25 protein-coding genes are annotated in these 25,147 nt (G+C 57.5%); 8 read left to right on the forward strand and 17 right to left on the reverse strand.

All coding sequences use genetic code 11. The features are described from left to right. Positions 1 to 34: 34 nt before the first annotated feature. Positions 35 to 946, forward strand: a complete 912-nt coding sequence (locus E8M78_RS18115; protein ID WP_062556890.1) for a helix-turn-helix domain-containing protein — start codon at positions 35 to 37, stop codon at positions 944 to 946. 50 nt (positions 947 to 996) lie between these two features. Here the strand turns inward: E8M78_RS18115 and E8M78_RS18120 are convergent, their stop codons facing one another. From E8M78_RS18120 to E8M78_RS18135, 4 genes are all read right to left on the reverse strand, one after another. Continuing rightward, positions 997 to 1,269 (reverse strand): DUF992 domain-containing protein, encoded by a 273-nt coding sequence (locus tag E8M78_RS18120; RefSeq protein WP_137136383.1) that lies wholly within the window; start codon positions 1,267 to 1,269, stop codon positions 997 to 999. Beyond that, on the reverse strand, positions 1,229 to 1,552 hold the full coding sequence (locus E8M78_RS18125) for a BON domain-containing protein (protein ID WP_137136384.1): 324 nt from the start codon (positions 1,550 to 1,552) through the stop codon (positions 1,229 to 1,231). The genes E8M78_RS18120 and E8M78_RS18125 overlap by 41 nt, the downstream gene beginning before the upstream one ends. A 15-nt stretch (positions 1,553 to 1,567) precedes the next feature. Continuing rightward, positions 1,568 to 1,747 (reverse strand): CsbD family protein, encoded by a 180-nt coding sequence (locus E8M78_RS18130; protein WP_137136385.1) that lies wholly within the window; start codon positions 1,745 to 1,747, stop codon positions 1,568 to 1,570. Between the two features lie 116 nt (positions 1,748 to 1,863). After that, a complete protein-coding gene (locus E8M78_RS18135; protein ID WP_137136386.1) occupies positions 1,864 to 3,378 on the reverse strand; it encodes a helix-turn-helix transcriptional regulator in 1,515 nt (504 codons plus the stop codon). Positions 3,379 to 3,618: 240 nt separating this feature from the next. Between E8M78_RS18135 and E8M78_RS18140 the strand changes: the two genes are divergently transcribed. The 3 genes from E8M78_RS18140 (at position 3,619) to E8M78_RS18150 (ending at position 6,250) form a co-directional block, all read left to right on the forward strand. Then, positions 3,619 to 4,152 carry a DUF992 domain-containing protein gene (locus E8M78_RS18140; RefSeq protein ID WP_137136387.1) on the forward strand — a complete coding sequence of 178 codons (534 nt, stop codon included), beginning with the start codon at positions 3,619 to 3,621 and terminating at the stop codon, positions 4,150 to 4,152. Positions 4,153 to 4,321: 169 nt separating this feature from the next. After that, entirely contained in the window at positions 4,322 to 4,957 is a 636-nt protein-coding gene (locus E8M78_RS18145; RefSeq protein ID WP_137136388.1) for a nucleoside/nucleotide kinase family protein, read from the forward strand. A 30-nt stretch (positions 4,958 to 4,987) separates the two neighbouring features. Continuing rightward, positions 4,988 to 6,250 (forward strand): arsenic transporter, encoded by a 1,263-nt coding sequence (locus E8M78_RS18150; RefSeq protein WP_137136389.1) that lies wholly within the window; start codon positions 4,988 to 4,990, stop codon positions 6,248 to 6,250. Position 6,251: 1 nt separating this feature from the next. On the opposite strand, the gene mmsB is transcribed toward E8M78_RS18150, so the two are convergent. From mmsB to E8M78_RS18185, 7 genes are all read right to left on the reverse strand, one after another. Continuing rightward, positions 6,252 to 7,130 (reverse strand): 3-hydroxyisobutyrate dehydrogenase, encoded by an 879-nt coding sequence (gene mmsB / locus E8M78_RS18155; RefSeq protein ID WP_137136390.1) that lies wholly within the window; start codon positions 7,128 to 7,130, stop codon positions 6,252 to 6,254. 21 nt (positions 7,131 to 7,151) lie between these two features. Further along, positions 7,152 to 8,747, reverse strand: coding sequence for a GMC family oxidoreductase N-terminal domain-containing protein (locus tag E8M78_RS18160; RefSeq protein WP_137136391.1), 1,596 nt, complete (start codon positions 8,745 to 8,747; stop codon positions 7,152 to 7,154). Between the two features lie 92 nt (positions 8,748 to 8,839). Next, the gene (locus E8M78_RS18165; RefSeq protein ID WP_137136392.1) at positions 8,840 to 9,850 is read right to left on the reverse strand and encodes a branched-chain amino acid ABC transporter permease; all 1,011 of its coding nucleotides are present in this window, start codon (positions 9,848 to 9,850) and stop codon (positions 8,840 to 8,842) included. A gap of 4 nt (positions 9,851 to 9,854) precedes the next feature. Further along, a complete protein-coding gene (locus E8M78_RS18170; RefSeq protein WP_062556459.1) occupies positions 9,855 to 10,739 on the reverse strand; it encodes a branched-chain amino acid ABC transporter permease in 885 nt (294 codons plus the stop codon). Between the two features lie 3 nt (positions 10,740 to 10,742). Continuing rightward, positions 10,743 to 11,444 carry an ABC transporter ATP-binding protein gene (locus E8M78_RS18175; protein WP_062556458.1) on the reverse strand — a complete coding sequence of 234 codons (702 nt, stop codon included), beginning with the start codon at positions 11,442 to 11,444 and terminating at the stop codon, positions 10,743 to 10,745. A gap of 1 nt (position 11,445) precedes the next feature. Then, on the reverse strand, positions 11,446 to 12,228 hold the full coding sequence (locus E8M78_RS18180) for an ABC transporter ATP-binding protein (protein ID WP_137136393.1): 783 nt from the start codon (positions 12,226 to 12,228) through the stop codon (positions 11,446 to 11,448). Between the two features lie 12 nt (positions 12,229 to 12,240). Then, positions 12,241 to 13,446 (reverse strand): ABC transporter substrate-binding protein, encoded by a 1,206-nt coding sequence (locus E8M78_RS18185; RefSeq protein WP_137136394.1) that lies wholly within the window; start codon positions 13,444 to 13,446, stop codon positions 12,241 to 12,243. A 185-nt stretch (positions 13,447 to 13,631) separates the two neighbouring features. Here E8M78_RS18185 and E8M78_RS18190 point away from each other — a divergent pair, with 185 nt between their 5' ends. After that, complete coding sequence (locus E8M78_RS18190; RefSeq protein WP_137136395.1) at positions 13,632 to 14,591, forward strand: LysR family transcriptional regulator; 960 nt, start codon at positions 13,632 to 13,634, stop codon at positions 14,589 to 14,591. Here E8M78_RS18190 and E8M78_RS18195 read toward each other — a convergent pair. From E8M78_RS18195 to E8M78_RS18220, 6 genes are all read right to left on the reverse strand, one after another. Then, positions 14,580 to 15,455 (reverse strand): aldose 1-epimerase, encoded by an 876-nt coding sequence (locus E8M78_RS18195; protein WP_137136396.1) that lies wholly within the window; start codon positions 15,453 to 15,455, stop codon positions 14,580 to 14,582. The genes E8M78_RS18190 and E8M78_RS18195 overlap by 12 nt on opposite strands. Continuing rightward, the gene (locus tag E8M78_RS18200) at positions 15,442 to 16,629 is read right to left on the reverse strand and encodes a galactarate dehydratase (protein WP_137136397.1); all 1,188 of its coding nucleotides are present in this window, start codon (positions 16,627 to 16,629) and stop codon (positions 15,442 to 15,444) included. The genes E8M78_RS18195 and E8M78_RS18200 overlap by 14 nt, the downstream gene beginning before the upstream one ends. Before the next feature lie 25 nt (positions 16,630 to 16,654). Then, positions 16,655 to 18,379, reverse strand: coding sequence for an ABC transporter ATP-binding protein (locus tag E8M78_RS18205; protein ID WP_170973466.1), 1,725 nt, complete (start codon positions 18,377 to 18,379; stop codon positions 16,655 to 16,657). 9 nt (positions 18,380 to 18,388) lie between these two features. Continuing rightward, positions 18,389 to 19,510: an ABC transporter permease gene (locus tag E8M78_RS18210; RefSeq protein WP_137136398.1), complete on the reverse strand. Its 1,122-nt coding sequence runs from the start codon at positions 19,508 to 19,510 to the stop codon at positions 18,389 to 18,391. Between the two features lie 10 nt (positions 19,511 to 19,520). Next, complete coding sequence (locus tag E8M78_RS18215; protein ID WP_137136399.1) at positions 19,521 to 20,507, reverse strand: ABC transporter permease; 987 nt, start codon at positions 20,505 to 20,507, stop codon at positions 19,521 to 19,523. Between the two features lie 114 nt (positions 20,508 to 20,621). Next, complete coding sequence (locus E8M78_RS18220; RefSeq protein WP_137136437.1) at positions 20,622 to 22,571, reverse strand: ABC transporter substrate-binding protein; 1,950 nt, start codon at positions 22,569 to 22,571, stop codon at positions 20,622 to 20,624. A gap of 202 nt (positions 22,572 to 22,773) precedes the next feature. Between E8M78_RS18220 and E8M78_RS18225 the strand changes: the two genes are divergently transcribed. The 3 genes from E8M78_RS18225 (at position 22,774) to E8M78_RS18235 (ending at position 25,146) form a co-directional block, all read left to right on the forward strand. Beyond that, complete coding sequence (locus E8M78_RS18225; RefSeq protein WP_062556451.1) at positions 22,774 to 23,487, forward strand: ribonuclease activity regulator RraA; 714 nt, start codon at positions 22,774 to 22,776, stop codon at positions 23,485 to 23,487. Beyond that, entirely contained in the window at positions 23,487 to 24,200 is a 714-nt protein-coding gene (locus tag E8M78_RS18230) for a FadR/GntR family transcriptional regulator (protein WP_137136400.1), read from the forward strand. The genes E8M78_RS18225 and E8M78_RS18230 overlap by 1 nt, the downstream gene beginning before the upstream one ends. Before the next feature lie 64 nt (positions 24,201 to 24,264). Next, complete coding sequence (locus E8M78_RS18235; protein ID WP_137136401.1) at positions 24,265 to 25,146, forward strand: SMP-30/gluconolactonase/LRE family protein; 882 nt, start codon at positions 24,265 to 24,267, stop codon at positions 25,144 to 25,146. Position 25,147 lies beyond the last annotated feature (1 nt).

Raw genomic sequence — 25,147 nt, forward strand, 5'->3', positions numbered from 1 at the left:
CCGTCATTCTATCGATCTTTTCCGGAATCCTAAGATGGAACGTTTGGCGAAAATCAACAACGATGAATCCGTTCCGGTCCATCCTGATCATGACCCACGACATCCGCTCGTCATATTTGGAGATCATCGGTTCTGTGCGGGAGAATGCCTCGATGTGCAGCGCATGGCCGGGCCGCACATGCACAGCCAGATCGAACTCAATTTCGTCCTTCGTGGACGCATGAGTTACTGGTTCGACGGGCGCGAGCTGACGATCGATGAAAACCGCCTTTGCCTCTTCTGGGGAATGATACCGCATCAAGTCACGGACCGGGAGGAAGGCACGCAGTTCGTCTGCCTCTATGTGCCGATGTCGGTGCTTCTAGGCTTTCCCAACCTCAGCCGGTTCCGCAATGCCGTCTTTCGCGGTGCAGTGATCGAGGCGATGGAGATGCGTCCCTGGGAAAGCGAGGTCTTCAAGCGCTGGCGGGATGAGTTGCTATCCGGTGATGCCGAACTGATGGAGATCGTTCGCTCGGAACTGACGGCGCGGGTCATGCGCATCGAGCGCGAAGGATGGCGTGATCTGCGGGAGCAAGGTGACGCGATCGCAAGCTTGGGTAAAAGAGATGCGGATTGGGTGATCCATGTCGAGAAAATGCTGAGATTCATTGGAGAAGGCGCTTTGAGCGAAATCTCCGCCGAAGATGTGGGGCGGGCTGCAGGCCTGCATCCCAATTATGCCATGACACTGTTCCGCAAGGCAGTCGGCATGACCATCAATCAGGCCATCATTCGGCACAGGCTGGATACGGCACAATCGCTCTTGATCGCAACCGATCTGCCGATCACAGAGGTTGCCTACGAATCCGGCTTTGGTTCGCTCTCCACGTTTTACGAAGCATTCCAGCGTCGGTTCAAGGAAAAGCCCGTTCTGTATCGCAAACGTCTTCGCCCTTCCGGCTGATCGGAACAACGAAGGAGCGGCGGCCGGTTTCCCGGCCACCGCCTTGCCCATCAGCCTGCGTGGCTCAGTTGGAGGCGGGAAACGCCGGCGGCGACATTCAAACCTATACCAACCTGAGCGCTGACTGGCTGCAGGGCAAAATTCTTGGAGCTTCCACCAATCAGTGCGTTGGCACCGACGCCGATCCCGGCGGCTGCAGAGGCGGATGCGCCGACATAGCTGCCAGCCAGCGAGCGAGAAGAATGATCTTTTTCATGGTGTTCACTTTCTTCAGAAGCTGATTTAGCTATGGTCCGGAATGACCGCGTCATTGACGGCGACATAGCGAGGCAGATGGATCCGTGGCTGCACGGCGAGGTCGGCCAGAACGCTGCGTCCTGTGAAGACTTCAGCGATGGCAATGGCGGTCTCCAGCGTATCGGTGGAGTCTACCTCGCCTGTAAGCACGATGCGGCCGTCCTCAAAGGCACAGGTAATGCTGCTTTTTTCGAGGCCCTGCGCATAGGCAAGGATCGACTGCAAGGCAGCACAAACACTGTGATCCTGGGGGTGTCCGCGCATCTGGGAACGTGCGTGTGCGACAATCATCATACCTGCCTCGCTCACGGGTTGATCCGAAAACTACTTGAGGACGGACTTCACGGAGTCCTTGGCCTTGCCGACAGCGCTCTGCGCTTCGCCGGCAACCTTATCGGCCTTGCCCTCGATCTCGAGGTCACAATTGCCCGTTACCTTGCCGACGGCTTCCTTGATGGTACCCTTCGCCTGACGGGCAGCACCTTCGATCCGGTTCTTATCCATGATCCTACTCCTTGTTTCAGTTGGGTCGGCAGCGCTTCATTGCGCTACACGACTGGAGATAGGACCGAATACGGTGCTGATGCAGAGAGAGAACTACTAATCCTGCTAGTAGGATTTTACCTTTTTTTGCCGTTGGATTTTTTTCTGGCGGATGCAGAACCCTTTCCGCTGAACCCGCGCTCCCGTGCCCATATGACGGCTGCGGCGCGGCGATTGACGCCGATCTTGTTGTAGAGAGACGCCACGTGATTGCGGATGGTGTGGCGCGACAGACAAAGGGCATCACCCATCTCGGCATCACTCAAACCATCGCAGATCAACCCGAGAATCTCGCACTCACGCTCACTCAGATCTCTCAGTTCAGCCGATGGACTTTTCCCGGTGGACGCCTGTCGCAACGTCGCGAGACGATCCACGACAGTGCGGCTGAACCAGGAGGTATCGGCCATGACGCTCTCGATGGCCTCTATGAGTTCCAGTTCAGATCGTCTGCGTTCCGTCACGTCCTGCACCGACCACAGCACGCACGCATGGTCATTGATCTCCACCCGTTCTGCAGAGACCAGACATTCAGCCGTATCGCCATTTGCCAACATCATGCGCATGGCGACATCCCTCACAGGCACATTGTCACGTAAATTCTGCTCGATTTCCTTACGGGCCTTCGTATCTTCCCAAAGCTTCAAATCGGCTGCCGTCTTTCCAATGACAGATTCGATCTTCCTGCCACTCAGGGACAGGAAAGCCTCGTTGACTTCCATGAAGACGAAGTTATCCAACCGCGTAATTGCAGCAGGTGCTGGCGAAAGGCGAAAGGACTTGGAGAACCTCTCTTCGCTCTGCCGAAGAGCGTTCTGCGCTTTACGACGGCCATCGAGGTCGGCAAATGTAAACAGCATGCATGGCACCTCACCCACGGGAATGGGCTCGCCAGCGACAATGACCAATCGATCTCCACCATCCGGAAGCGGTATCAGGGCCTCGCGCTGACGTATAACCCACCCTTCCGCCAGCTTGATCATGGCGTCATCACCCGTTTCACAATTCGAGAACAGTCCGATTTCCTCCACCATCTTGCCCAGCACATCGTCCTGGGTCAGTCCGGTCATTTCCATGAAACCCTGGTTGACCCGTATGAAGCGCTGGTCGTCGAGTCTGCATATGAGTCCTGGCGCAGGATTCGCGTTGAAGGATTTCTCGAAACGCTTCTCGGCCTCATAGCGCGGAGTTTCGTCGCGAATGATCAGCACCAGAACATCAGGCTTGGCACCAGCGTCTTCGAGGATCAGCGTACGCACGACATGAACCCAGCACGCGTCAGGATCGCTTGTCGGAGAGACTTCGATGGTGACCCCGTCCAATGCTTCCTCGCCCAGCAGCCGTTCAAGCGGGTACTGCCCCTCGTCGAGCGTATGGTTGTTTCGATACCGAAGGGTGAAGCGGCGGCGGTAATCCGCAACGGTCTCGCCAAGCCCGGCAAGATCCTCGACGCGATGGCTCATTAACGCGGCTTCGTTCGCCCAACTTATTCTGCCATCCGGCTCAACGAGAATCAGGCCGTCCGTAAGGCCTGCAATAAGTTGCTGCAGGACGGCGCGGTTTATGCGTGGTACTTCAGCGGCTTCGTTCATGGACATTCGGTTCCAACTTGAATGGACCTTAAAGTGTGAACGATCTTGTGCAGGACAAGTGGCCACACTCCAATGTCGAACTCAGTGGAAAAAACGGCTGGCGACTGAAGAAATAAACAAAGAGTTTACGAGGATCATTTTTTTGCCACGCGCGTTGATGAGGAAATTCACGAGCGTCAGCATTGCTGAGTCGAGAACTGCCGCACCGAATGCATAGAGTAATACCCAAGGAGTAAACCCATGAAGAAAATCCTCGCAGTTGCCATCTCTGCACTGCCCGTCATCGCCAGCGCTGGCACAGCAATTTCAGCTGATACCATCTCACGCTTCGACCGCGCTCCGGTCGCTCAGGAACAGGACCAGCGGGGCGGCGTGCGCATCGGCTATCTCGATTGCACGATCGGCGGCGGCGTTGGCTATGTACTGGGTTCTGCGAAGGAAGCTGACTGCGTCTTCACGTCCGCAATGGGTGGCGAACCACTCGACCGTTATACGGGGGTCGTACGAAAGATGGGGGTAGACCTTGGCTTTACGACGAAACAGCGCATGGTCTGGGCCGTTTTCGCCCCGACTGCAGGTTACCACCGCGGTTCGCTCGGCGGCCTATACCAGGGTGCAACGGCTGAGGTAACGGTTGTCGCAGGCGTCGGTGCGAACGTTCTCGTTGGTGGCACGTCCGGATCTATCCACCTTCAGACGGTCAGTGTCCAGGGGCAGCTTGGCCTCAACCTCGCCGCAACCGGAACCTCCGTGACGCTTACTCCTGCGAGCTAAAGTCAGCGGTATTACTGAACATGAAAGCGTCTGCCCCGGCAGGCGCTTTTTTCTTGGCCTTGTCATTATTCAGATTTGCTTGAAAAGACTTGATCTATCGTCGCTGGTTCGATTTGGATCCATCGGCACATGATCAACCCACCGTTTCTATGCCGAACCGGAGTTCCAGATGACCGCTCTCATCGAAAATGCCAAGCGATTGGCTGACCGCCTCCTATCGTCCTACTCGGGTCCTCGGCTTCTGGCAGGCATGGCCGGAGCGCCCGGATCCGGCAAATCGTCACTGGCGGATGCAGTGGTGGAAGAGATCAACCACAAGCAGCCAGGCCTTGCCGCGGTCTTCCCGATGGACGGATTTCACTACGACGACGCGGTGCTTCGAGATATGGGCCGCCTTGCCAACAAAGGTGCCATCGATACGTTTGATGCCCACGGTCTGAGGCATATGCTGCAAAGGCTGAAGGCAAATGAAGATGATGCAGTCGCCGTTCCGGTTTTCGATCGATCCATCGAAATTGCCAGGGCTGGGGGTCGCCTCATACGGCGTGAGACGGGCATCATCGTTTGTGAGGGTAATTATCTGCTGATGCGCAATGAGCCCTGGGACCGGCTACATCCGATTTTTGACCTCACTGTTCTGGTTGAAGTTCCAGTCGAGGAGTTGCGCCGACGTTTGCGAGAGCGCTGGTTCTTCTATGGGCTCGATGAAGAGGGCATTCGCCGAAAGCTGGACGACAATGACATTCCAAACGGGATGGCCATCATGGACGGCAGCATCGAACCTGATGTCCGGGTTCCGAATTAAAGCAGCGATGCGCCTCAAGGACATGATTGCATGACTTCGCTTACTATGACCTGGCTTATCGCGGGCATGACTGCCTTCGGCGTCGTCTTCCGTCCCTTTCGATGGCCAGAAGCGGTTTGGGCTGTTGCAGGGGCCGCGATGCTCCTCCTCTTCAACATCATCGGCTGGAGCAGTGCCGTCAGCGGGGTCCTGAAAGGGTTCGACGTATACCTCTTTCTCATCGGGATGATGTTGTTATCGGAGCTTGCCAGGCGGGAGGGCTTGTTTGACTGGATCGCCGCGATTGCGACCTGCGCTGCAAAGGGTTCTCCGCGCCGTCTTTTCTGTCTGGTTTACGCAGTCGGCATCGTCGTTACGGTCTTTTTGTCGAATGATGCGACTGCGGTTGTCCTGACACCCGCCGTTTATGCCGCCTGTCGTGCAGCGAAGGTAAAGGATCCTTTGCCCTATCTCCTTATCTGCGCGTTCATCGCCAACGCCGCGAGCTTTGTCCTCCCCATTTCAAATCCTGCAAACCTTGTCATCTTCGCGGGCGGAGAGATGCCGCCTTTATCCCGCTGGCTGGCGACCTTCTTAATACCCTCCATTGCAGCGATCGGCGTTACTTTCGTTTGCCTCTACGTAACGCAGCGCAAAGCATTGATGGCAGATGAAGTGGCAGAAAACATTGCAACACCGGAATTGACGCACGCCGGCAAAGTGTCCGGGGTCGGTCTCTGCATCACCGCCGCTGTGCTCGTCGTCGCGTCTGCCCTGCATCTCGATCTGGGAATCCCGACCTTCGTAGCCGGCATCATCACAACCCTCGGCGTCCTGCTGCTCACCCGCCAGAACCCTCTTGAGGTCCTACGCGGCGTCAGTTGGAGCGTGCTGCCACTGGTCGCAGGACTGTTCGTTGTTGTGGAAGCCGTGAACAAGACCGGGCTCACATCACATCTCGTGCAACAACTGGCAACGCTCGCGGCGGAATCCGAGGCTCAAGCGATAGCCATCGCAGGCACCGGCGTCGCGATTGTCTCAAACCTCGTAAACAACTTACCGGCAGGTCTCTTCGCAGGGAGCGCAGTACAGGCCGCCAATGTGTCAGACGCCATCGCGGGCGCTGTTCTGATTGGGGTCGACCTCGGCCCGAACCTGTCAGTCACGGGATCGCTTGCCACCATCCTCTGGCTCACGGCACTGAGGCGCGAGGGCATTCACATGAGTGCCCTCGCCTTCCTGAAGTTGGGAGTCGTCGTCATGACCCCAGCGCTTGCGGCTGCACTGGGCGTTCTCATCCTACAAAGCGTCTAGTTTACTTCGTGCGGAGCATCTCAATGATGCCGGAAAAATCCGTTCCACCATGGCCTGCAGCTTCGAACTCGCGGTAAAGGGCGGCAGCCGTAGCACCCAGCGGTGTGCTTGCTCCGCTGCTGTTTGCCGCATCCTGGGAAAGCAGGAGATCCTTCAACATCAGGGCTGCCGCGAAACCGGGCTGGTAATTGCGATTTGCAGGCGAAGTGGGAACGGGACCGGGAACAGGGCAATAGGTATTGACCGACCAGCACTGACCGGACGATGTGGATACCACGTCGAAGAGCGCCTGATGGGTCAGTCCGAGCTTTTCGCCCAGCGCAAACGCTTCGCAGGCACCAATCATCGAAATGCCGAGCAGCATGTTGTTGCAGATCTTTGCGGCCTGACCAGCGCCGGCTCCTCCGCAATGCACAATGCGTTTTCCCATCGCTTCGAGGATGGGACGTGCCGCACCGAAAGCTGCCTGGGTGCCTCCCGCCATGAAAGTGAGCGTTGCCTGTGCAGCACCGGAGATTCCGCCTGAAACCGGCGCATCAAGAGAGAGACACGCAGCTTCGGCTGCGAGTTGATGCGCCTCACGAGCTGAATCAACGTCAATGGTCGAGCAATCGATCAGCAATGTACCGGACGCCACCGATGGTTTGAGCTCCGACCAGACGGAAAGCACATGCTCTCCCTTCGGCAACATGGTAATGATAACGGTTGCGTCTTGGCAGGCTTCTGCAAGCGATATAGCAGCCTTGACGCCGGCCTCTTCGGCAGCCTTGCGACTTTGCTCCGACAGATCGAAACCGCGAACCACATGTCCGGCCTTCACCAGATTGGCGGCCATTGGTCCGCCCATGTTTCCAAGTCCAACAAATGCAATATTCGCCATAATCAACGTCCTCCCAATGCTTTATCCATTGTCTTCCAAAATCATCATGGCTGCCTTTTCCGCAATCATGACGGTTGGCGAATTCGTGTTTCCCGAAGTGATCGTCGGCATGATGGAAGCATCTGCTATTCGCAGACGTCCCAAGGCTCGCATACGCAACCGCGGATCGACAACGCTCTCCGGATCGGGTCCCATTCGGCAGGTACCGACAGGATGGAAAATGGTCGTTCCGATCTCGCCAGCCGCTTTGACCAGCTCCTCCTCGCTCTGGTAGCTCGGACCCGGTTTGTATTCCTGCGGATTATAGCGGGCGAAGGAAGGCTTCGAAACAATCTCGCGCGTCAGGCGGATCGACTGGGTTGCGACCATCCGGTCACTCTCCGTCGAAAGGTAGCGGGGCGCGATGGCAGGCTGCTGCGCAAAATCCGGGCTTCTTGCATGCACAGAACCTCGGCTGTCAGGCCGTAGGTTGCACACACTTGCCGTGATGGCCGGGAAGGTGTGAACAGGATCGCCGAACTTGTCGAGTGAGACCGGCTGTACGTGATACTGAAGGTCTGGTGTTTCCTTCTCGGGACCGGAGCGTGTGAATATGCCCAACTGGCTAGGTGCCATCGCCATAGGGCCAGACCGCTTTGCGAGATATTCGAGCCCAATCGCCATCTTGCCAAAAAGGCTGGACGCCTTCTCGTTCAGCGTTGGAACACCGGTCACCTTGAAGGTCAGGCGCAATTGCAGATGGTCCTGCAAGTTTTCGCCGACCTGCCCGACTTCCTTGACAAGGTCGATTCCAGCATTTTGCAAAACGTCTCCCCGCCCGATGCCTGAGAGTTCCAGAAGGTGCGGCGAGCCGATAGCGCCAGCCGAAAGCACCGTTTCGCGCCGGGCATAGAATCGCTGATCGACGCCCCCGACAGAGACCTCAACCCCCTTCACCTCGCCCTGTTCAATGATGAGCTTCCTGGCTTGCGCCTTAGTCACGACGCGCAGATTGCCGCGCTTCATGGCGGGCCGAAGAAAGGCCTTGACCGTGTTCCAGCGAATGCCCGAACGCTGATTGACGTCAAAATAGCCGGAACCCTCATTGGTGCCTCGATTGAAATCGGGCGTCTTGGGAATACCTGCCTCTTCTGCCGCCTGCTGGAAGGCATCGAGAACCGCCCAGCGAACGCGCGCCGTTTCCACGCGCCATTCGCCACCTACCCCATGCATGTCATCGCCGCCGCGGTGAAAATCCTCGGATTTCCGGAAAATCGGCAAGACGTCGTCCCAACCCCAGCCGGGATTGCCCATTTGTCGCCACTGATCATAGTCGCGTGCCTGGCCGCGCATGTAGATCATGCCGTTGATCGAAGAGCAGCCGCCAAGCACCTTGCCGCGCGGATAGTTCAGCGCCCGACCGTTGAGGCCCCGTTCCTTCTCGGTCTGGAAGCACCAGTCCGTCCGGGGATTGTTGATACAATATAGATAGCCGACCGGAATATGGATCCAGTGATAATTGTCGTTACCGCCAGCCTCCAGCAGAAGAACTGTATTCTTCCCGTCGGCGGAGAGCCGATTGGCCAGCACACAGCCCGCGGTACCTGCACCAATGATAATGTAATCGAAGCTATTCATGACACAGCTCGTGAGATGGGCAAAGGTTGACATGGGCGCGCTCAATGCGCCCATGCGGAGTTCAAACTAGCAGTTTTGGTGGGATTATCGGGCTAGAGCCAGCGCGCCAGTCCGAATTTCCGGCCGATCCTTGAGGCTGCGAGTTCTCCTACCACGCCACGTCGGAAAACGAGAACGCAGATCATGAACACAGCGCCGGTTATGATCGTTACGGGAAAGCCAGTCGTTGCCAGATAATTCCCCAGCATCACCACAATGGCCGATCCGAGGATCGGACCAAGCATGGTGCCAATCCCGCCAAGCAGTGTCATCAGGATCACCTCGCCGGACGTCTGCCAGCCCACATCGGTGAGCGTCGCGAACTGGAATACGAGAGCTTTTGTGCCGCCTGCCAATCCGGCAAGTGCTGCCGACATGACGAAGGCTCCGAGTTTGTAGCGCGCGACGGAATAGCCGAGCGAGATAGCCCGTTGCTCGTTCTCACGGATGGATTTCAGGATCATGCCGAATGGCGAATGCACGAAGCGCCAGATGATGAAGACACCGATCAGGAAAATCGCGGCCACGGTGTAATACATGGCGAACGGCTGGCTCAGATCGATGAAGCCAAAGAGATGCCCACGCGGAACAGACTGGATGCCGTCCTCACCATGCGTGAACTTGGCCTGCAGGCAGAAGAAGAAAAACATCTGAGCAAGCGACAGCGTGATCATGGAGAAATAGATACCCTGTCGCCGGATCGCGAAAAAGCCCATGATCAGCCCGAGAGCGGCGCCGCCTGCGGTTCCGATGAGAATTCCAAGTTCTGGTGGAACACCCCATTCCTTCACGCTGTGAGCCGTAAAGTAGGCAGCACCGCCGAAAAAGGCCGCATGCCCGAAGGAAAGGAGCCCGGTGTAGCCAATCAGAAGATTGAAGGCTGCCGCAAAGAGAGCAAAGCAGAGCACCTTCATGATAAAAACCGGGTAGATCAGGAAGGGCGCAACAAGCAGAAGCAACAAGCCTGCCACAAGCGCAAGACGTCTCGCCGTGATCTCGGATTTCGAAACAGAACAGTCATCAAGCGCATCTGACGGGACGGTCGAGGTGTGAATTTCAGCCATGTTCTTACTCCCGTCCGAACAGTCCGGCAGGCCGGACCAGCAGGACTATTGCCATGATGACAAAAATGACCGTGTTGGAAGCTTCCGGGTAGAAAACCTTGGTCAACCCCTCTGTGATGCCAAGCACGTAGCCAGTTACGATGGCACCAAGGATCGAGCCCATTCCGCCCACGACGACCACCGCGAAAACGACGATGATGATGTTGGACCCCATGAGCGGAGAGACCTGATAAATTGGTGCAGCCAGAACACCTGCGAAGGCAGCGAGCGCGACACCCAGCCCATAAGTCAGCGTGAGCAGGATCGGCACATTGACGCCGAAGGCCTGCACAAGCGTGGAATTTTCCGTTGCTGCCCGCAGATATGCGCCAAGCTTTGTCTTCTCGATCAGCAGCCATGTTCCGATGCAGACCACCAGCGAGGCGACAACCACCCAACCGCGGTAGTTCGGCAGGAACATGAAGCCGAGGTTGGTGCCGCCTGCAAGCGATGGCGGCGTGGCATAGGGTTGTCCGGAAGCACCATAGTAGTAGCGGAAGATACCTTCCAACATCAGCGCGAGGCCAAAGGTGAACAGCAGCCCGTAGAGCGGATCGAGGCCATAGAGCCGTTGCAGGAACAGCCGCTCGATCACGGCGCCGAACACGCCGACGATGATCGGCGTGAGGATGAGCGCTGGCCAATAGCCGATACCCGCAAAATGCAACAGCAGATAGGCCGTGAAGGCACCCAGCATGTATTGAGCGCCATGGGCGAAATTGATCATCCGCAGCAGACCGAAGATGATCGCCAGCCCGAGCGACAGCAGGGCATAGAAAGACCCGTTGATCAGTCCGATCAGAAGCTGACCCAGCAGCGCGGGAAGCGGAACTCCGAAAACCATTGTCATGGTTCAGACTCCTAGAACTTTATGGAGTTCGTCCATGCGCTCACCAAGCTGCGCAACAGGAAACTCCGATTGAATATGGCCGTGATCCATGAGGTAGAAGCGGTCGGCAACGCGACTTGCAAACCGGAAATTCTGCTCCACCAGAAGGACCGTAATACCGCGCTGTTTCAGGCGGATAAGCACGTCACCGATCCTTTGTACGATCACGGGCGCAAGCCCTTCCGTCGGTTCATCGAGAAGCAGCATCCGCACACCCGTTCGCAAGATCCGCGCAATAGCCAGCATTTGCTGCTCGCCACCGGAAAGCTTTGTGCCGGGGCTGTTACGCCGCTCATGCAGGTTTGGAAACAGTTCGAAAATCTCATCGACGGTCATGCCGTTCTTGGCGATCTGCGGCGGCAGCATGAGGTTTTCGATGACACTGAGGCTTGCAAAGATGCCGCGCTCTTCCGGCACGAAACCAAGTCCATGGCGCGCAGTCTTGTGCAGCGGCACGGGCATCATGTCCTGATCATTAAAGCGGAGCGTGCCCTTGCGTTGGCGGATAATGCCCATGATGGTGCGCAACGTCGTCGTCTTGCCGACGCCATTGCGGCCAAGAAGGGTCACCGTTTCGCCTTCGCGGATCTGCATGTCGACCCCATGCAAAACGTGGCTTTCGCCATACCAGGCATTGAGGCCGCGAACGTCCAGTAATGCGTTCATCTCAATCCTCCTCGCGGCCCATATAAGCGGTTCGCACTTGCGGATCCTGGCTGACGGTTGCGTAATCCCCCGCCGCGAGGATTTCGCCGCGCTGAAGCACGGTAACCCGATCGCAGATGTCGGCCACGACGGAGAGGTTGTGCTCGACCATCAGAACAGCGCGGGTTTTGGCAACCGAACGGATGAGCCCGGCAATAGCAGTGATATCTTCCTGCCCCATGCCTGCCAGTGGCTCATCGAGCAGAAGCACTTTGGGATCGAGAGCGAGCGTCGTCGCAATCTCCAGAACACGTTTGCGCCCGTAGGAAAGGTCCGCCGCAAGCGCGTCGCGCTCTCGCATAAGCCCGACGATTGTAAGCAAGGCTTCGGCTTTCCCTGTCAAGCCGTCGAGAGCCGACATCGGACGCCAGAACTGGTGTGCCAAACCGTTGGGTCGCTGCAAGGCTACCCTCACATTGTCCAGCACCGTCAGATGCGGGAAAACCGCCGAAATCTGGAATGAGCGCACCAACCCCATTCGTGCCACGCGGTCCGGGGAAGTGGACGTGATGTCTTCGCCCATGAGGGTGATTTTACCCGCCGTCGGCTGCAAAAATTTTGTCAGCAGATTGAAGACGGTTGTCTTCCCGGCGCCATTCGGCCCGATGAGCGCATGGATCTCACCATGGAAGACGTCGATATCGACATTGTTGACCGCCAGAAAACCACCGAAGCGGCGAGAGAGACCACGCGCGGTAAGGACCGCGCGTTGCTCCCCCAGGGACTGTGGGGATGGTGCGTTCATGAAAAGACCCGTTTATTTTACGAGGGGGCAGCCGCTCTTGGCCGGGTCGATATAGGCTTCCTTGCCAGGAATGGTGGCAAGGACCTTGAAGTAATCCCAAGGCTTCTTGCTCTCGGACGGCTTCTTCACTTCAAGCAGATACATGTCTTTGATCATGCGGCCATTCGGGCCAACAGTTCCCTTACCTGCAAAGACATCTTCAACCGGCATTTCGTGCAACTGCTTGGCCACAGCCTCGGTCTCGTCGGTACCCGCCTTCTGGATAGCCTTCAGATACTGGAGAACGGCAGAATAGGTGCCCGCCTGAATCATGTTCGGCATCTTGCCAGTACGCTTCATGTAACGTTCGCCGAACTTGCGGCTTTCGTCATCACGATCCCAGTAGAAGCCTTCGGTAAGTGTCAGCCCTTGTGCCGCCTCAAGCCCCAGACCGTTGACTTCAGCAAGCGTGAAGAGCAATGCCGCGAGGCGCTGGCCGCTTTGCGTGATGCCGAATTCAGCGGCCTGCTTGATAGCGTTCTGCGTATCCGCACCAGCATTGGCAAGGCCAACGACGTTTGCACCGGAAGACTGCGCCTGAAGAAGGAACGATGAGTAATCAGAGTTGCTGAGGGGATGGCGGACCGCGCCCACCACCTCACCGCCATTGGCCTTGACGAATTCGCTGGTCTGGCCTTCAAGCGAATAGCCAAAAGCGTAATCGGCGGTCAGGAAGAACCACTTCTTGCCACCCTGCTTGACGAGTGCGCCGCCGGTGCCGACAGCCAGAGCATGCGTATCGTAGGCCCAATGAAAGCCATAGGGGCTGCACTGTTTGCCCGTCAGTTCTGTCGTCGCAGCACCGGTAACGATGTCGATCTTCTTCTTTTCCTTGGCAATGGCCTGCACCGCGAGCGCAACAGAGGACGTCGTCAATTCCATGATGGCATCGACCTGGTTCGTGTCGAACCACTGGCGGGCGATGTTGGATGCGATGTCCGGCTTGTTCTGGTGGTCGGCGTCCACGATCTCGATTGCGCTGTCCAGCACCTTGCCGCCGAAATCCTCAACAGCCATTTTCGCCGCTTCAACTGAACCTTTCCCGCCAAAGTCCGCGTAGACGCCGGACTGGTCGTTCAGGATGCCGATCTTCACTTTTCCGTCGGAAACGGAAGCAGCAAGTGCCATGGATGTGCTGGCCAGAAGCGCCGCAGCCGACGCCAAAATAGTTCCGCGCATATCGTTATCCTCCCAGAGATATTGCGTGGCGCTCATATGAGCCTGTTCAAAAATAGCCTGCTGGCTCTCCTCAAAGCCCGCAGCTTGATCATTATGTTTCTCTTAAAAATCCGCTTGTGCAAGCGATTGCGCGAACTAATTTCAAACAGTATCTGTTCAAAATTGAACAGATGGGAGCGAGTTGGATGTCAAAGACGCATTTTACCTGGGATGATCTGCAATTCTTCCTCGCAGTAGCCCGCTCAGGCCAGCTGTCGACGGCGGCAAGAAAGCTGAGAACAAGTCATGCTACCGTCTCACGTCGCATCGATCGGCTGGAGTTTACGCTGAAGGTCAAGCTCTTCGAGCGGAACCCGCGCGGCTATGTGCTGACACCAATTGGGCAGCGATTCGTGGAAACTGCGGAGAAAGTGGAGCAGGAAACGGAACGGCTGGAGGCGGAACTTGCCGGTCAGGGTCCGGCCCAGCAAGGTGTTGTTCGGATTTCCGCACCAGAGGGCTTCTCGAACTTCTTTCTCGCGGCGCGTTTTGGAGAACTTTCAGCGCGTTATCCCAATCTGGCACTGGAACTCGTCACGATCCAGCAGATCATGGCGCTCTCGCGCAAGGAGGCCGATCTTGCCGTTGTACTCGATCCACCGAAAGCAGGTCCGTATCATGTTGAAAAACTGACGGACTACGCTTTGCAAATCTATGCAAGCCAGAGCTATCTCAATCGTCGCGGCACGCCTGAAAGCCGCGAAGATTTGCTGAACCATCAGTTCATCGGCTATATCCAGGATATGATATTTGCGCCAGGGCTGGACTATCTTGGCGACATCCATCCTCGGATCCAGCCAAGCCTGCAAAGCTCCAGCATCTTCGCGCAATTGACCGCAACGCGAAACGGATTGGGCGTTTGCGTTCTACCATTCTTCATTGCACGACAGTATCCAGAACTTCAGCAAGTTCTGAGCGACGTGAAACTGGACCGGCATTACTGGCTCGTCTGCCATCAGGATCTGGTGCAATCCAGCCGCATTCGGGCAATCATCGCCTTTCTTCGGGATATCGTGGCGAAGGAGCAGATCCAGTTTCTGTCAAACGGCGTTGATGAACCCCGCGCAAAAGGCAGAGGCAGACACACGACAGTCTCATCCGGTTGACAGAACAGACACGCGAACCGATCCGGCAATCGCTTCGCTCGGTTTCAAAACGGTCAAATCTCTTGCCTGCCGCTGGTCCTGGTCCAGATTCAAGACGCCCGCTGCCGCGCTCACCGGTTCAAGGCATAAATAGCCTTCTGTGCGGTGGACGGCGATGTGCTTGAAGACAGGATCTGCAGTCACGGCCACGTCCCATCCCCTCTTCGGAGAGTAGGATGCCTCTGTCCAGTCGCGAAAATGCAGTGTGTAGCCAACCTCAGCGGGAATTTCTTCCGATTGACGAGCAAGAGGCTCGGCCGGTGTCGGCAGGTTCTGCACATCCAGGACATAGGCATTCCGGGCATCTGTGCGGGCGGATGCGGATAGATCCGCAGCAAGATAAGGATGCCAACCGAAACATCCGGGCATGGGATCGTCAGAACGATTAACAAGCTTCAGGTGCACCGCCAGGCCATGCTCATCGAGGTCAATCTGTTGTTGCGCGACGAAGGAAAAAGGCCAGTCGGCATCGGCTTCATAATCCAGACGCAAGGAAACGGACGCACCGTAGGACGAAATGACCTTCCATGCCCGTTGATGCGCAGGTCCGTGCATCACATCCCCATCAAGCGCAGGATGCGGCCGCAACTGATGTCGCACACCGTCATGATAGAACGCGGCTTGCCTGATACGATTATGAAACGGAAAGAGTGGATAACCACCAGCTTTCGGCCAGTTCGAAGGATCGAATTCCGATGCCGTGATCGGCAACAGAATATCACCCGCCTCCGCATGGCGAAGACTGGCAACCCGCCCGCCCCAAGCAGGAATGACACGGGCCGAAAATGGCCCGTGCGTGATGCCGATCATCTCAAGCGAAGGCATAGGAACCATCGGGCCGCTTGGGCACTCGGCGCTGCCAATGCACGTAGCCATCTTCCTGCATGGCCTTTTCATCCATTTCGACACCCCAACCGGGACGATCCGGACGCAGTTCCAGATATCCATCCTTCGGCAGATACGGATCGACAACGTAACGCGTTTCGTCTTCACGCGTCTCGACATCGGTCCCGCCGTAGACGTAGCACTGGCCGCGCGGCAGGCGATATTCAAGGATACGGAAGTTCTGGGTGGCTGCCGCGAAATGCACGTTCACCGCCGTGGCAAGCGGACCCATGGGATTATGCGGTGCCATACTGACGAAGTGCGCCTCGGCTAGGACCGCGATCTTGCGCATTTCCGTAATGCCGCCGACGACGCAGATATCCGGCTGGATCCAGTCTGCACCCTTGACCTGCAAGAGGCGCAGAAATTCAAAGCGGCTGTAGAGACTTTCACCCGTGGCAAGCGTGCAGTTGAGGCCCTGCTTCAGATCGCCCCACGCCTCGATATTCTCAGGGCGCAAAGGTTCTTCGAAGAACAAGGGATCATAGGGAGCAAGCGCATTGCCGAGCTGACGCGCCGCCGCAGGTTCAAAGATCTTGGCATGGGCATCGAAGGCGATTTCGTAGTCGGAGCAAATGGTCTCGCGCAGAGAGCGGAAATACTCCGCCGAAGCGCGAACGACCTCACCCCAGCGATTGGCATGCAGATCGATCCGCCAAGGGCTGAGTTTGAAGGCGGTAAAGCCCCAGCCTTCGTTCAGGCGGTCCAGCTCTTCCTTGGCAGCGGGCGCATCCGGTGCCGTATAGACACCCGCGTAAACGCGGATCTTGTCCCGCACTGCCCCACCCAAGAGCTTGTAGACCGGCACATTTACGGCTTTGGCCGCCAGATCCCACAAGCAATGGTCAATCGCTGAAATTGCAGAAAGCCCAAGCGCACCGGGGGGGAAGCGGCTTTGCTGGATCAGCAGGTTGACGAGATACTCCACGCGCGTCGGATCCTGCCCGGCGATGAAGCCATAGAGGTAATCCAGCAGCGGCGGAAGGGCGAGGTCCGGGCCGTGGTTGTAGCACTCGCCCCAGCCGGTCAGTCCATCATCAGTGTCCAGCGCAACGATAACGCGTGGACGGTCCTTGTCGCGCGTCACGAAGACGCGCATGCGATCAATTTTCATGGTCATGCCTCATGCAATTGGGTGGTTATCGCCCCGCGCTGCCGTTTTTGACCGGTGCGGGTTCGACGTAGCGGAAGCGGCGCGAACGATCGCGGTCGCGTGGATCTGGACGGGGAATGGCGGAGAGAAGCGCCTGCGTATACGGATGATCAGGCGCATTACAGACCTTTTCAGCCTCGCCCACCTCGACGATCTTGCCGCGATACATGACGCCAACGCGGTCGCACATGTAGCGGATGACGCCGATATCATGGCTGATGAAGATGTAGGCGAGCCCCAACTGGTCCTGCAGTTTCATCAACAGGTCGAGCACCTGGAAACGAACGGATACGTCGAGCGCCGACGTCGCCTCATCGGCCACGATGATGCGCGGGTTCAACGTGATGGCGCGGGCAATCCCGATACGCTGGCGCTGACCACCGGAAAAGGCATGCGGATAGCGTTCACGACCACGAGGATCGAGCCCAACCTGCTCCATGAGGTGGCTGACCCGATCGTCCAGTTCGCGGCCCCTGGCGATGCCATTGACGAGGAGCGGCTCACCAATGACCTGGGCGACCGTCATGCGTGGGTTCAGGGAGCCGAAAGGATCCTGAAACACCATGCGCAACTCGCGCCGGGCCTTTTTCAGTTCCTCGCCCTCAATCTTCGCGAGATCAACCACGGAACCATCGGCCTTGCGGTAGAGCATCTCCCCGGCCGACGGGTCGTAGAGCCGCATGATGGCGCGGCCCATGGTCGTCTTGCCGGAACCACTTTCGCCAACGATACCGAGAGTTTCGCCGGGCAGCAGTGATATGGAAACGTTATCAAGCGCTTTCACGGTACCAAATTGCTGCGAAAGATTGCGCACCTCTAGAATGGGTGGCGCAGTCTGGTCCAGCGGCGGTCGGGCAAGCCGGATTTCCGCCTTTTGCTCCAGCTTCAGCACAGAGCCGATCAGCATCTTCGTGTAGGTATCCTGTGGCGAATGGAAAATCTGCTCGACCGTTCCATACTCCTTGGCGACACCGTGATGCATGACCAGCACGTCATCGGCAATCTGCGCCACCACGCCCATGTCGTGCGTGATGAACAGTACCGCCATGCCGCTCTGCTTTTGCAGACGGGCGATGAGGTCAAGGATTTCAGCCTGCGTCGTCACATCGAGCGCCGTCGTCGGTTCATCGGCAATCAAGAGCTTTGGACGGCAGGCCAGCGCCATGGCAATCATGGCGCGCTGACGCATGCCGCCGGAATACTGGAATGCGTAACGGTCGATTGCCAGTTCCGGGTTTGGAATTTCCACCTGCCGCAACAGATTGATCGCCTCGGCGCGGGCCTCGTCCTTGGTCATCTTCATGTGAAGACGGATGGCTTCCGTGATCTGGTCGCCCACGGTATGCACCGGCGATAGCGAGGACATCGGCTCCTGGAAGATCATTGCAATGTCACGTCCGCGCACGGCACGGATCGCCTTGCTGCGCGGATGCAGTTTTGCCAGATCGATCGAGACGCCATCTGCTGTGTTCAGCATGATGGAGCCGGAGGCGATTTGACCGGGCGCGTCGACAATCTGCAGGATCGAACGGGCGGTCACCGATTTGCCGGATCCACTTTCGCCGACCACGCAAAGAGTCTTTCCCGCTTCGATCGAGAAAGACAAATCGTTGACGGCGCGGAATACACCGGTTCGCAGCGGGAATTCCGTCACGAGGTTGCGAACTTCCAAAAGCGGCTTGCGGGCGGGCATGGAGAGAACATCAGACATCGTTCGCCCTCACTTGTTGTAGGGATCGGCTGCATCGCGCAGACCGTCACCCAGAAGGTTGAGAGCCATGACGGCGACGACAACGGCAGCTCCGGGCATGAACAGCCAAGGAGCAGTCGCAATCGAGCGAATGTTCTGAGCCTCACGTAGAAGCACACCCCAGGAGATCGTCGGCGGCTGAAGGCCGAGGCCGAGGAACGAAAGAGATGTCTCGGCAAGAATCATTGCCGGAACCGCAAGCGTAACCGACGCAATGATATGGCTGGAGAAGCTCGGCAGCATGTGGCGGAAGATAATTCGACCTTCTGAGACACCATCAAGACGGGCGGCGGCCACGAATTCTTCCGTTCTTAGTGACAGGAAGCGGCCACGAACGACGCGGGCAAGCTGCGCCCAGCCGGTAAGCGACAGGATAATGGTGATCATCATGTATTGCATTGTGGCGGGCCAGCCCTGTGGCAGGGCGGCGGCCATGGCAAGCCAGATCGGGATCGTCGGTAGCGAAAGGACGAAATCGATGACCCGCTGCATGAAGAAATCGATACGCCCACCGTAATATCCCGAAATACCGCCGAGAATGATCCCGAGCATCAGCGAGATGAACACCCCGACCAAACCGATCGAGAGCGAGATCTGCGCACCCTGAACGACGCGGCTGTAGACATCGCGACCCAGACGATCGGCGCCGAACAGAAAGAGCGGGCGGGATGGATCGCTTGACGCCAGCAGGTGGACATTGCTGTTGAACAGGCCGAGCACGGAGTATTCGTATCCACGACCGAAGAACTGGATCGGCACTTTCTTCGTCGTGTCCTCAACGAAGATTGCAGCCAGCGTCTGCGGATCGCGCGTCAGCTTCATGGGGTGGAAATAAGGCCCGATGGAAAAGCCGTTCGATGTATCGAACAGATGAATCCGCTGCGGCGGCGAAAACGTAGCCCGAGCATTCTGTGCAACAGGATCATTGATCGCGAAGAAACCGGGAACAAGCGCCACGATATACATGGCAACCGTGATCCAGAGCGAAATCATCGCAAGTTTGTGGCGCTTGAATGCCCACCAGATAAGCTGCCACTGCGAAGCAACGGCGGCGCGGTCCGGCTGGATGTTGGTGATAGCAGCATCAACCATGGTCGCCCTCCTATTCGAGACGGATACGCGGATCGACCATGGCCAGCAGGATATCGCTGATCAGGGATCCGATGAGGGTGAGAGCGCAGATGAGAAGTACGAACGCACCGGCAAGATACATGTCCTGCGCCATCAGCGCCTGAAGCAGAAGCGGCGCTGCCGTCGGCAGGTTCAGGACGATGGCAACCACCACCGATCCGGAAATCAGGTTCGGCAACAGCCAGGCAATCGTCGAGATGAAGGGGTTGAGCGCGATGCGCATCGGGTACTTCGTCAAAAGACGGAACTCCGAAAGCCCCTTGGCGCGGGCGGTCGTGACATAGGGCTTCGGCAGTTCGTCCAGCATGTTGGCGCGCATGACGCGGATGAGGCTGGCCGTGGACGAGACAGCAAGAATGGTCACCGGCAACCAGATGTGCGTCATGAGGTCCACCATCTTGGCGATGCTCCAGGGCGCCGTTTCATATTCCTGCGAGAACAGGCCGCCAACATCGGCCCCGAATTCGACCGCGGCAACGTACATCAGTACGAGCGCCAGCAGGAAGGAAGGAACGGAGAGACCGAAGAAGCTGAAGGCCGTGAAGGCGTAGTCACCAATCGAGTATTTCTTGACGGCTGAGTACACTCCGATGGGCAGGGCGATTGCCCACGTTGCCAACAGGCTTGCGATGGCCAGAACGAGAGTGAGCGCCATGCGCTCCCAGATCAGGCCGGACACCGGCTGCTGCCATTCGAAGGAGATGCCGAAATCGCCGCTGCTCAAGATGCCCCACATCCACTTGCCATACTGGACCAGCAAGGGGTCATCGAGGCCGAAACGTTCACGCAGCTGCGTGGCCGTGTTCTGGTCGACGACTTCGTTGGAGGCGGCAAGGGTCGCGATATAGGTTGTGACATAGTCGCCCGGTGGCAACTGAATGAGCACGAAGGCTAGAAAGCTGACTGCGAACAGGGATGGTATCATCCAGAGCAGCCGTTTCCCGATAAATTTCAGCATGGCAGGCACTCATGAGCAAGGTCCGTCGGACGCCAACGCCAAACCTTGGCTGTCGTCCGGGAAACTTCGTGGGATGGAGCGCCGCCCTCAACAAGGCGGCGCCAGCTCTGGTGATCAGGTATTGAAGGTGAATTGCTGCGGCAACGCAGGGCCCGGGTTCGGCCAGGACCAGCTGTCAGGCTGCTTTTCCGGGACGTTGCGCAGGTTGTTGCGAATGACGCCGAAGCCGCCAACCGCAAGGCATACGCCGATCGTTTCGAACTCTTCAGCCGTGATGTCGAAGAGCTGCTTCATGATCGCGCCGCGCTTTTGCAGGTCCGCTGTGGAACGCGCTTCGTCAAACAGCTTGAAGCGCTTCTTCTGGCTTTCCGGCGGCTCTTCGCCTTTCGTACCGTTGGACGTATACCAAAGCGTCCACGGAATGGCATAACGGGAGCCCTGCGGGTGGAACGCGAAGAAGTCGCGAGGATCGAGCATCGGGTCCAGACCGCCCGGCCCCGGCCACACCGCCGCATCATGCGCATTGTCGTCGCCGCGTGTGTAGTAGAGTGCGCGCTCGATCGTATTGACCTTGATGTCGACACCGATACCAGCCCATTGCGTCTTCACCAGTTCGAGCACATCAACCAGATCCGGATAAAGCGTTGGGATCACGTCGATGGCAAAGAAGACAGGCTGACCATCTGGCCGCAAACGGATGCCATTTGCATTTTTCTTGCTGTAGCCCGCCTTGTCCAGAAGCTCATTCGCCTTGGCCGCATCGAATTCGGTAAACTGCTTGCCCAGCTTTTGATGATGCCATGGATGACCCGGACGCGGCCCCGTCTGATAGGGCTCGCTCTGGCCGAAGTAGACGATATCGATGATTTCCTGGCGGTTCATGCCGAGAGACAGAGCCTGACGGAACGACTTGTCGGCAAACATCTTGCGCATTGCCGGATCTTTGTGCGTCATGTTCAGATAAATCTGGCACTGTTGGGCAGCCGATGGCACCAGCGTCAGCAGGCGATAATCGCCCTTCTTCATATTCTCGGAAAGCGTCGGCTTGTTGGCGAGAACGCTGACATGGCGCTCTTGGATATCAATCTTGCCGGAGATGACGTTCAACATCAGTGATTCAACATCCTGGCTGATGCCGAAGTTGATTTCATCGATGTAAGGCAGTTGGTTACCTTCGGTATCGACCTGCCAGAAGTAAGGGTTACGCGTCATCAGCACGCGTGTTGCACCGCCGGAATAGGCTTCCTTGACAACCCAAGGGTCGAGGGTCGGCTTTTCGACATTGCCCCAGCGAGACGGGATTTCGATATCGCCGCACTTTGCACGGAAGAGTTCGGGCCAGCTGTTAACGCCCGCAGCCTTCACATCATCGGCCAGCTTCGGATTGTACTTGGGCAGGAACTTGCTGCAATAGTGCTTTGCAAACAGCGTCGGGTGCTGCCCAAGCGGCGTGGCAAGGTTTTCAAGATAGAGCGCATTCGGTCCGGCGAACTTGAACTTGACCGTGTAGTCGTTGACCTTCGTGACTTCGACCGCTTTGCCTGCCACAGAAAGCTGTGCCGGAGTAGCACTGTAAAGCTCCTTGTTCTTGACGCAATCTTCGATAGCGAAAACAACGTCATCGGCAGTGAACGGATTGCCGTCAGACCACTTTACACCCTGCAACAGATGGAAGGTGAACTCTGTCGCATCGGCGCTGACTTCCCATTTTTCTGCAAGGTTGGGCAGAACCTCGGTGAAGTCCATGTTCCAGCGCACCAGACCCTGGTTGCCGACCATGCGCAAAATGCCGTTATGGTCGGACGAGCCACGCAGGCCACGGCGCAGAGAGCCACCATAGGAACCAATTTTCTCAAACGGCTTCACCACCATCGGCTTCGGCGGAATACGCTCGGCAAGCGGCGGAAGCTTCCCGTCTTTTACCATCGCCGCAAGCTGAGGCGCCTCTTTGCCAGTCGCAGCCGAAGCACCCCGTGGCGCAAGCGACATGGCAGCCGCCGCCCCGATGCCTGCCAGAACCGTACGGCGTGAAACGCCCGGCATCTTGTTATCCCCGTCACCCATCGTCTTCTCCTCCAGAAACTGAATGGCATCCGTACCGCCGACTCCTCGCGGCACCGATGCGGCCCCTCCAGGCCAGCGGTCGAACCATATGCACGTTTTCAGATGATTACAAGTATTGACAGATTTTTACAGCTTTTATAAATCTGCCGCGATATTGCGAGCCCAGTGGGTTCGCCGAGGGGTTTCAAAGGGAGACGACGAAATGGCAGTCAGCGAAGCGGCGCGCGACAAATTGAAAGCGGTTTCGACCGCAACCTTGACGACTGTCATGCTGAAACGCGGTTTTCGAAATGTCTTCATCGCCGGCATTCACAAGATCAACCATGATGCACCGCGCATGGTGGGGCCAGCATATACCTTGCGTTATATTCCCGCCCGCGAAGATCTTGATCATCTTGGTGTTTTTGCAGACCGCGGTCATCCGCAGCGTCGCGCTGTGGAAGAGTGCCCGGAAGGGGCCGTTCTGGTCATGGACAGCCGCAAGGATCCAAGCGCTGCATCTGCCGGCAGCATTCTAGTGACGCGTCTCTGGAAGCGTGGAGTTGCAGGCGTCGTGACCGACGGAGGGTTCCGGGATACGCCAGATATCGCCGAACTCCCCTTCCCCGCCTATCACGCTGCTCCATCAGCGCCGACCAACCTGATCCGCCACCATGCCTTGGACATCAATCAGCCCATCGGCTGCGGTGATGTGGCAGTTTACCCGGGAGACATCCTGGTCGGCGACAACGAAGGCGTTGTCGTTATCCCTTCCGATATCGCCGAGGACGTGGCAAACGAAGCCTTCGAACAGACGGTTTTCGAGGACTTCGTCGAAGAACAGGTGCGCGCAGGTCGATCGATTTTCGGCATCTATCCACCAAGCCCGGAAGCTGAAAAAGAATTCGCCGCCTGGCGAAAAGAAAAGGGGCGCTAATGAACAAACCCGAGCTCATTGCGAGCCAGAAACAGGATCCGCGATTCAGCGACATCATCTATGAGAAGATCGTGGGAATGATTGCTGATGGTCGCTTCCCTGTCAACGAACGACTTCCCTCGGAGACCAACCTCTCGACAATGCTGGGCGCGTCGCGCCCCGTCGTCCGCGAGGCTCTGGAAAAACTCCGCGCGGACCAGTTGATCGTGTCTCGCAAGGGTTCGGGTTCTTATGTTCGCCAGAGGCCGGATCAGTCTGTTCTAACGGAGGTGCCGGTCGGTTCCTTGGCTGATGTTCAGCGGTTCTTCGAATTTCGCGCTGGGCTGGAAGCGGAAGCCGCCTCCCTGGCGGCGAAGAACTGGCAAATGCAGGACAAATCCCTGATCGAATCTCGTTTCGATGAACTAGAAGCCTGTCTTCAGCGTGGAGATCTGGGCGCCAAGGAGGACCAAGCCTTGCACGATGCCATTGCCCTTGCGACGGGCAACCAGTTCCACACTCTGGTTAGGGAATGGTTCAAGCCGCATATCGCTATCGGCATGTCGGTTACCCGTTCACTCAGCCTGAAGAGAACGCCAGCGCATGTTCGTGCCGTCCAGGATGAGCATGCGGAAATTGTTGCGGCCATCTTCGCGCGTGATGAACAGCGAGCCCATGGGGCAATGAAGACACACATATTGAACGCCCGGGCGCGGATGTTCCAGGGCGTATGACCAGCAAGGCACGGCGGGAGGAGAAGTCGCCTGCCTTGGGTAAAGAATGCAATTGGAGGACATGATGCCATCGCCACGCGTGATACATCCGAAGGTGCGCCGTCTCATGGACACGCCTTTGAGGGTCGGGGAGTCGCCGACATGGGACGACCGGACAGGAGATTTGTGGCTGGTGGATGTGCTGGCTCCCGCAGTCTACTGTATCCGCGCGGATGGGGGGCTGAGCCATTATCCGATGCCCGCATTGATCGGTAGCCTTGCGCTGTGCGAAAGCGGCAAAATCATCGTGGCATTGCAAACCGGCGTCCACGTGCTGGACCCGGACTCAGGCTTGCTGACCTTGTTCTGCAATCCGGACAATGGTCGTCCTGATAGCCGCTTGAACGATGGCAAGGTGGGTCCGGATGGCCATTTCTGGATAGGGACACGGGATGAGGCAATTCCGCCAACCGGCAACGGGCGTCTCTACCGGGTGGCACCTGACGGAACATTTCAGACAATCATCGAAGATGGCCTGTTCACCTCCAACGGCCTGGCATGGAGTGCGGATGGAAGAACGATGTTCCATTCCGATAGCAGCGGTCAATTCCTGCAAAGTTTTGACTTCGACCCGGCCACAGGCTCGCTCGGACCTGCGAGACGGCTGACGACATTCACCAACGCGGAAGGCCGTCCGGATGGGGCCGCCACCGATGTGGATGGCTTCTACTGGAGTGCCGGGGTTCTGGATGGAAAGCTGAACCGGATAAGCCCGGACGGTGAGATCGTCGAGCTCTACCAACTGCCGCTGAGCGGACCGACCATGCCGTGTTTCGGCGGTCCGGATCTGCGCACCCTTTTCGTCACGACGCTTGTGCGTGAGGTGAATGGCGAAATGGAGCACGGAACCGTCATCGCAATCGACGTGGATGTGACCGGCGTGCCGGTTCCCCGTTTCCCTATCTGAA

It is taken from the genome of Rhizobium sp. FKY42, assembly GCF_005222835.1.
Taxonomy (GTDB): Bacteria; Pseudomonadota; Alphaproteobacteria; order Rhizobiales; family Rhizobiaceae; genus Neorhizobium.

Excerpts from the sequence above, each read along its gene's own strand:
- E8M78_RS18195 (WP_137136396.1), bottom strand. The coding sequence starts at position 15,455 with ATGCCTTCGCTTGAGATGATCGGCATCACGCACGGGCCATTTTCGGCC.
- E8M78_RS18180 (WP_137136393.1), bottom strand. The coding sequence starts at position 12,228 with ATGAACGCACCATCCCCACAGTCCCTGGGGGAGCAACGCGCGGTCCTT.
- E8M78_RS18210 (WP_137136398.1), bottom strand. The coding sequence starts at position 19,510 with ATGGTTGATGCTGCTATCACCAACATCCAGCCGGACCGCGCCGCCGTT.
- E8M78_RS18235 (WP_137136401.1), top strand. The coding sequence starts at position 24,265 with ATGCCATCGCCACGCGTGATACATCCGAAGGTGCGCCGTCTCATGGAC.
- E8M78_RS18190 (WP_137136395.1), top strand. The coding sequence starts at position 13,632 with ATGTCAAAGACGCATTTTACCTGGGATGATCTGCAATTCTTCCTCGCA.
- E8M78_RS18225 (WP_062556451.1), top strand. The coding sequence starts at position 22,774 with ATGGCAGTCAGCGAAGCGGCGCGCGACAAATTGAAAGCGGTTTCGACC.
- E8M78_RS18145 (WP_137136388.1), top strand. The coding sequence starts at position 4,322 with ATGACCGCTCTCATCGAAAATGCCAAGCGATTGGCTGACCGCCTCCTA.
- E8M78_RS18130 (WP_137136385.1), bottom strand. The coding sequence starts at position 1,747 with ATGGATAAGAACCGGATCGAAGGTGCTGCCCGTCAGGCGAAGGGTACC.
- E8M78_RS18165 (WP_137136392.1), bottom strand. The coding sequence starts at position 9,850 with ATGGCTGAAATTCACACCTCGACCGTCCCGTCAGATGCGCTTGATGAC.
- E8M78_RS18215 (WP_137136399.1), bottom strand. The coding sequence starts at position 20,507 with ATGCTGAAATTTATCGGGAAACGGCTGCTCTGGATGATACCATCCCTG.
- E8M78_RS18135 (WP_137136386.1), bottom strand. The coding sequence starts at position 3,378 with ATGAACGAAGCCGCTGAAGTACCACGCATAAACCGCGCCGTCCTGCAG.
- E8M78_RS18170 (WP_062556459.1), bottom strand. The coding sequence starts at position 10,739 with ATGACAATGGTTTTCGGAGTTCCGCTTCCCGCGCTGCTGGGTCAGCTT.
- E8M78_RS18185 (WP_137136394.1), bottom strand. The coding sequence starts at position 13,446 with ATGCGCGGAACTATTTTGGCGTCGGCTGCGGCGCTTCTGGCCAGCACA.
- E8M78_RS18205 (WP_170973466.1), bottom strand. The coding sequence starts at position 18,379 with ATGTCTGATGTTCTCTCCATGCCCGCCCGCAAGCCGCTTTTGGAAGTT.
- E8M78_RS18220 (WP_137136437.1), bottom strand. The coding sequence starts at position 22,571 with ATGGGTGACGGGGATAACAAGATGCCGGGCGTTTCACGCCGTACGGTT.
- E8M78_RS18160 (WP_137136391.1), bottom strand. The coding sequence starts at position 8,747 with ATGAATAGCTTCGATTACATTATCATTGGTGCAGGTACCGCGGGCTGT.
- E8M78_RS18140 (WP_137136387.1), top strand. The coding sequence starts at position 3,619 with ATGAAGAAAATCCTCGCAGTTGCCATCTCTGCACTGCCCGTCATCGCC.
- E8M78_RS18120 (WP_137136383.1), bottom strand. The coding sequence starts at position 1,269 with ATGTCGCCGTCAATGACGCGGTCATTCCGGACCATAGCTAAATCAGCT.
- E8M78_RS18150 (WP_137136389.1), top strand. The coding sequence starts at position 4,988 with ATGACTTCGCTTACTATGACCTGGCTTATCGCGGGCATGACTGCCTTC.
- E8M78_RS18200 (WP_137136397.1), bottom strand. The coding sequence starts at position 16,629 with ATGAAAATTGATCGCATGCGCGTCTTCGTGACGCGCGACAAGGACCGT.
- E8M78_RS18175 (WP_062556458.1), bottom strand. The coding sequence starts at position 11,444 with ATGAACGCATTACTGGACGTTCGCGGCCTCAATGCCTGGTATGGCGAA.
- E8M78_RS18115 (WP_062556890.1), top strand. The coding sequence starts at position 35 with ATGGAACGTTTGGCGAAAATCAACAACGATGAATCCGTTCCGGTCCAT.
- mmsB (WP_137136390.1), bottom strand. The coding sequence starts at position 7,130 with ATGGCGAATATTGCATTTGTTGGACTTGGAAACATGGGCGGACCAATG.
- E8M78_RS18230 (WP_137136400.1), top strand. The coding sequence starts at position 23,487 with ATGAACAAACCCGAGCTCATTGCGAGCCAGAAACAGGATCCGCGATTC.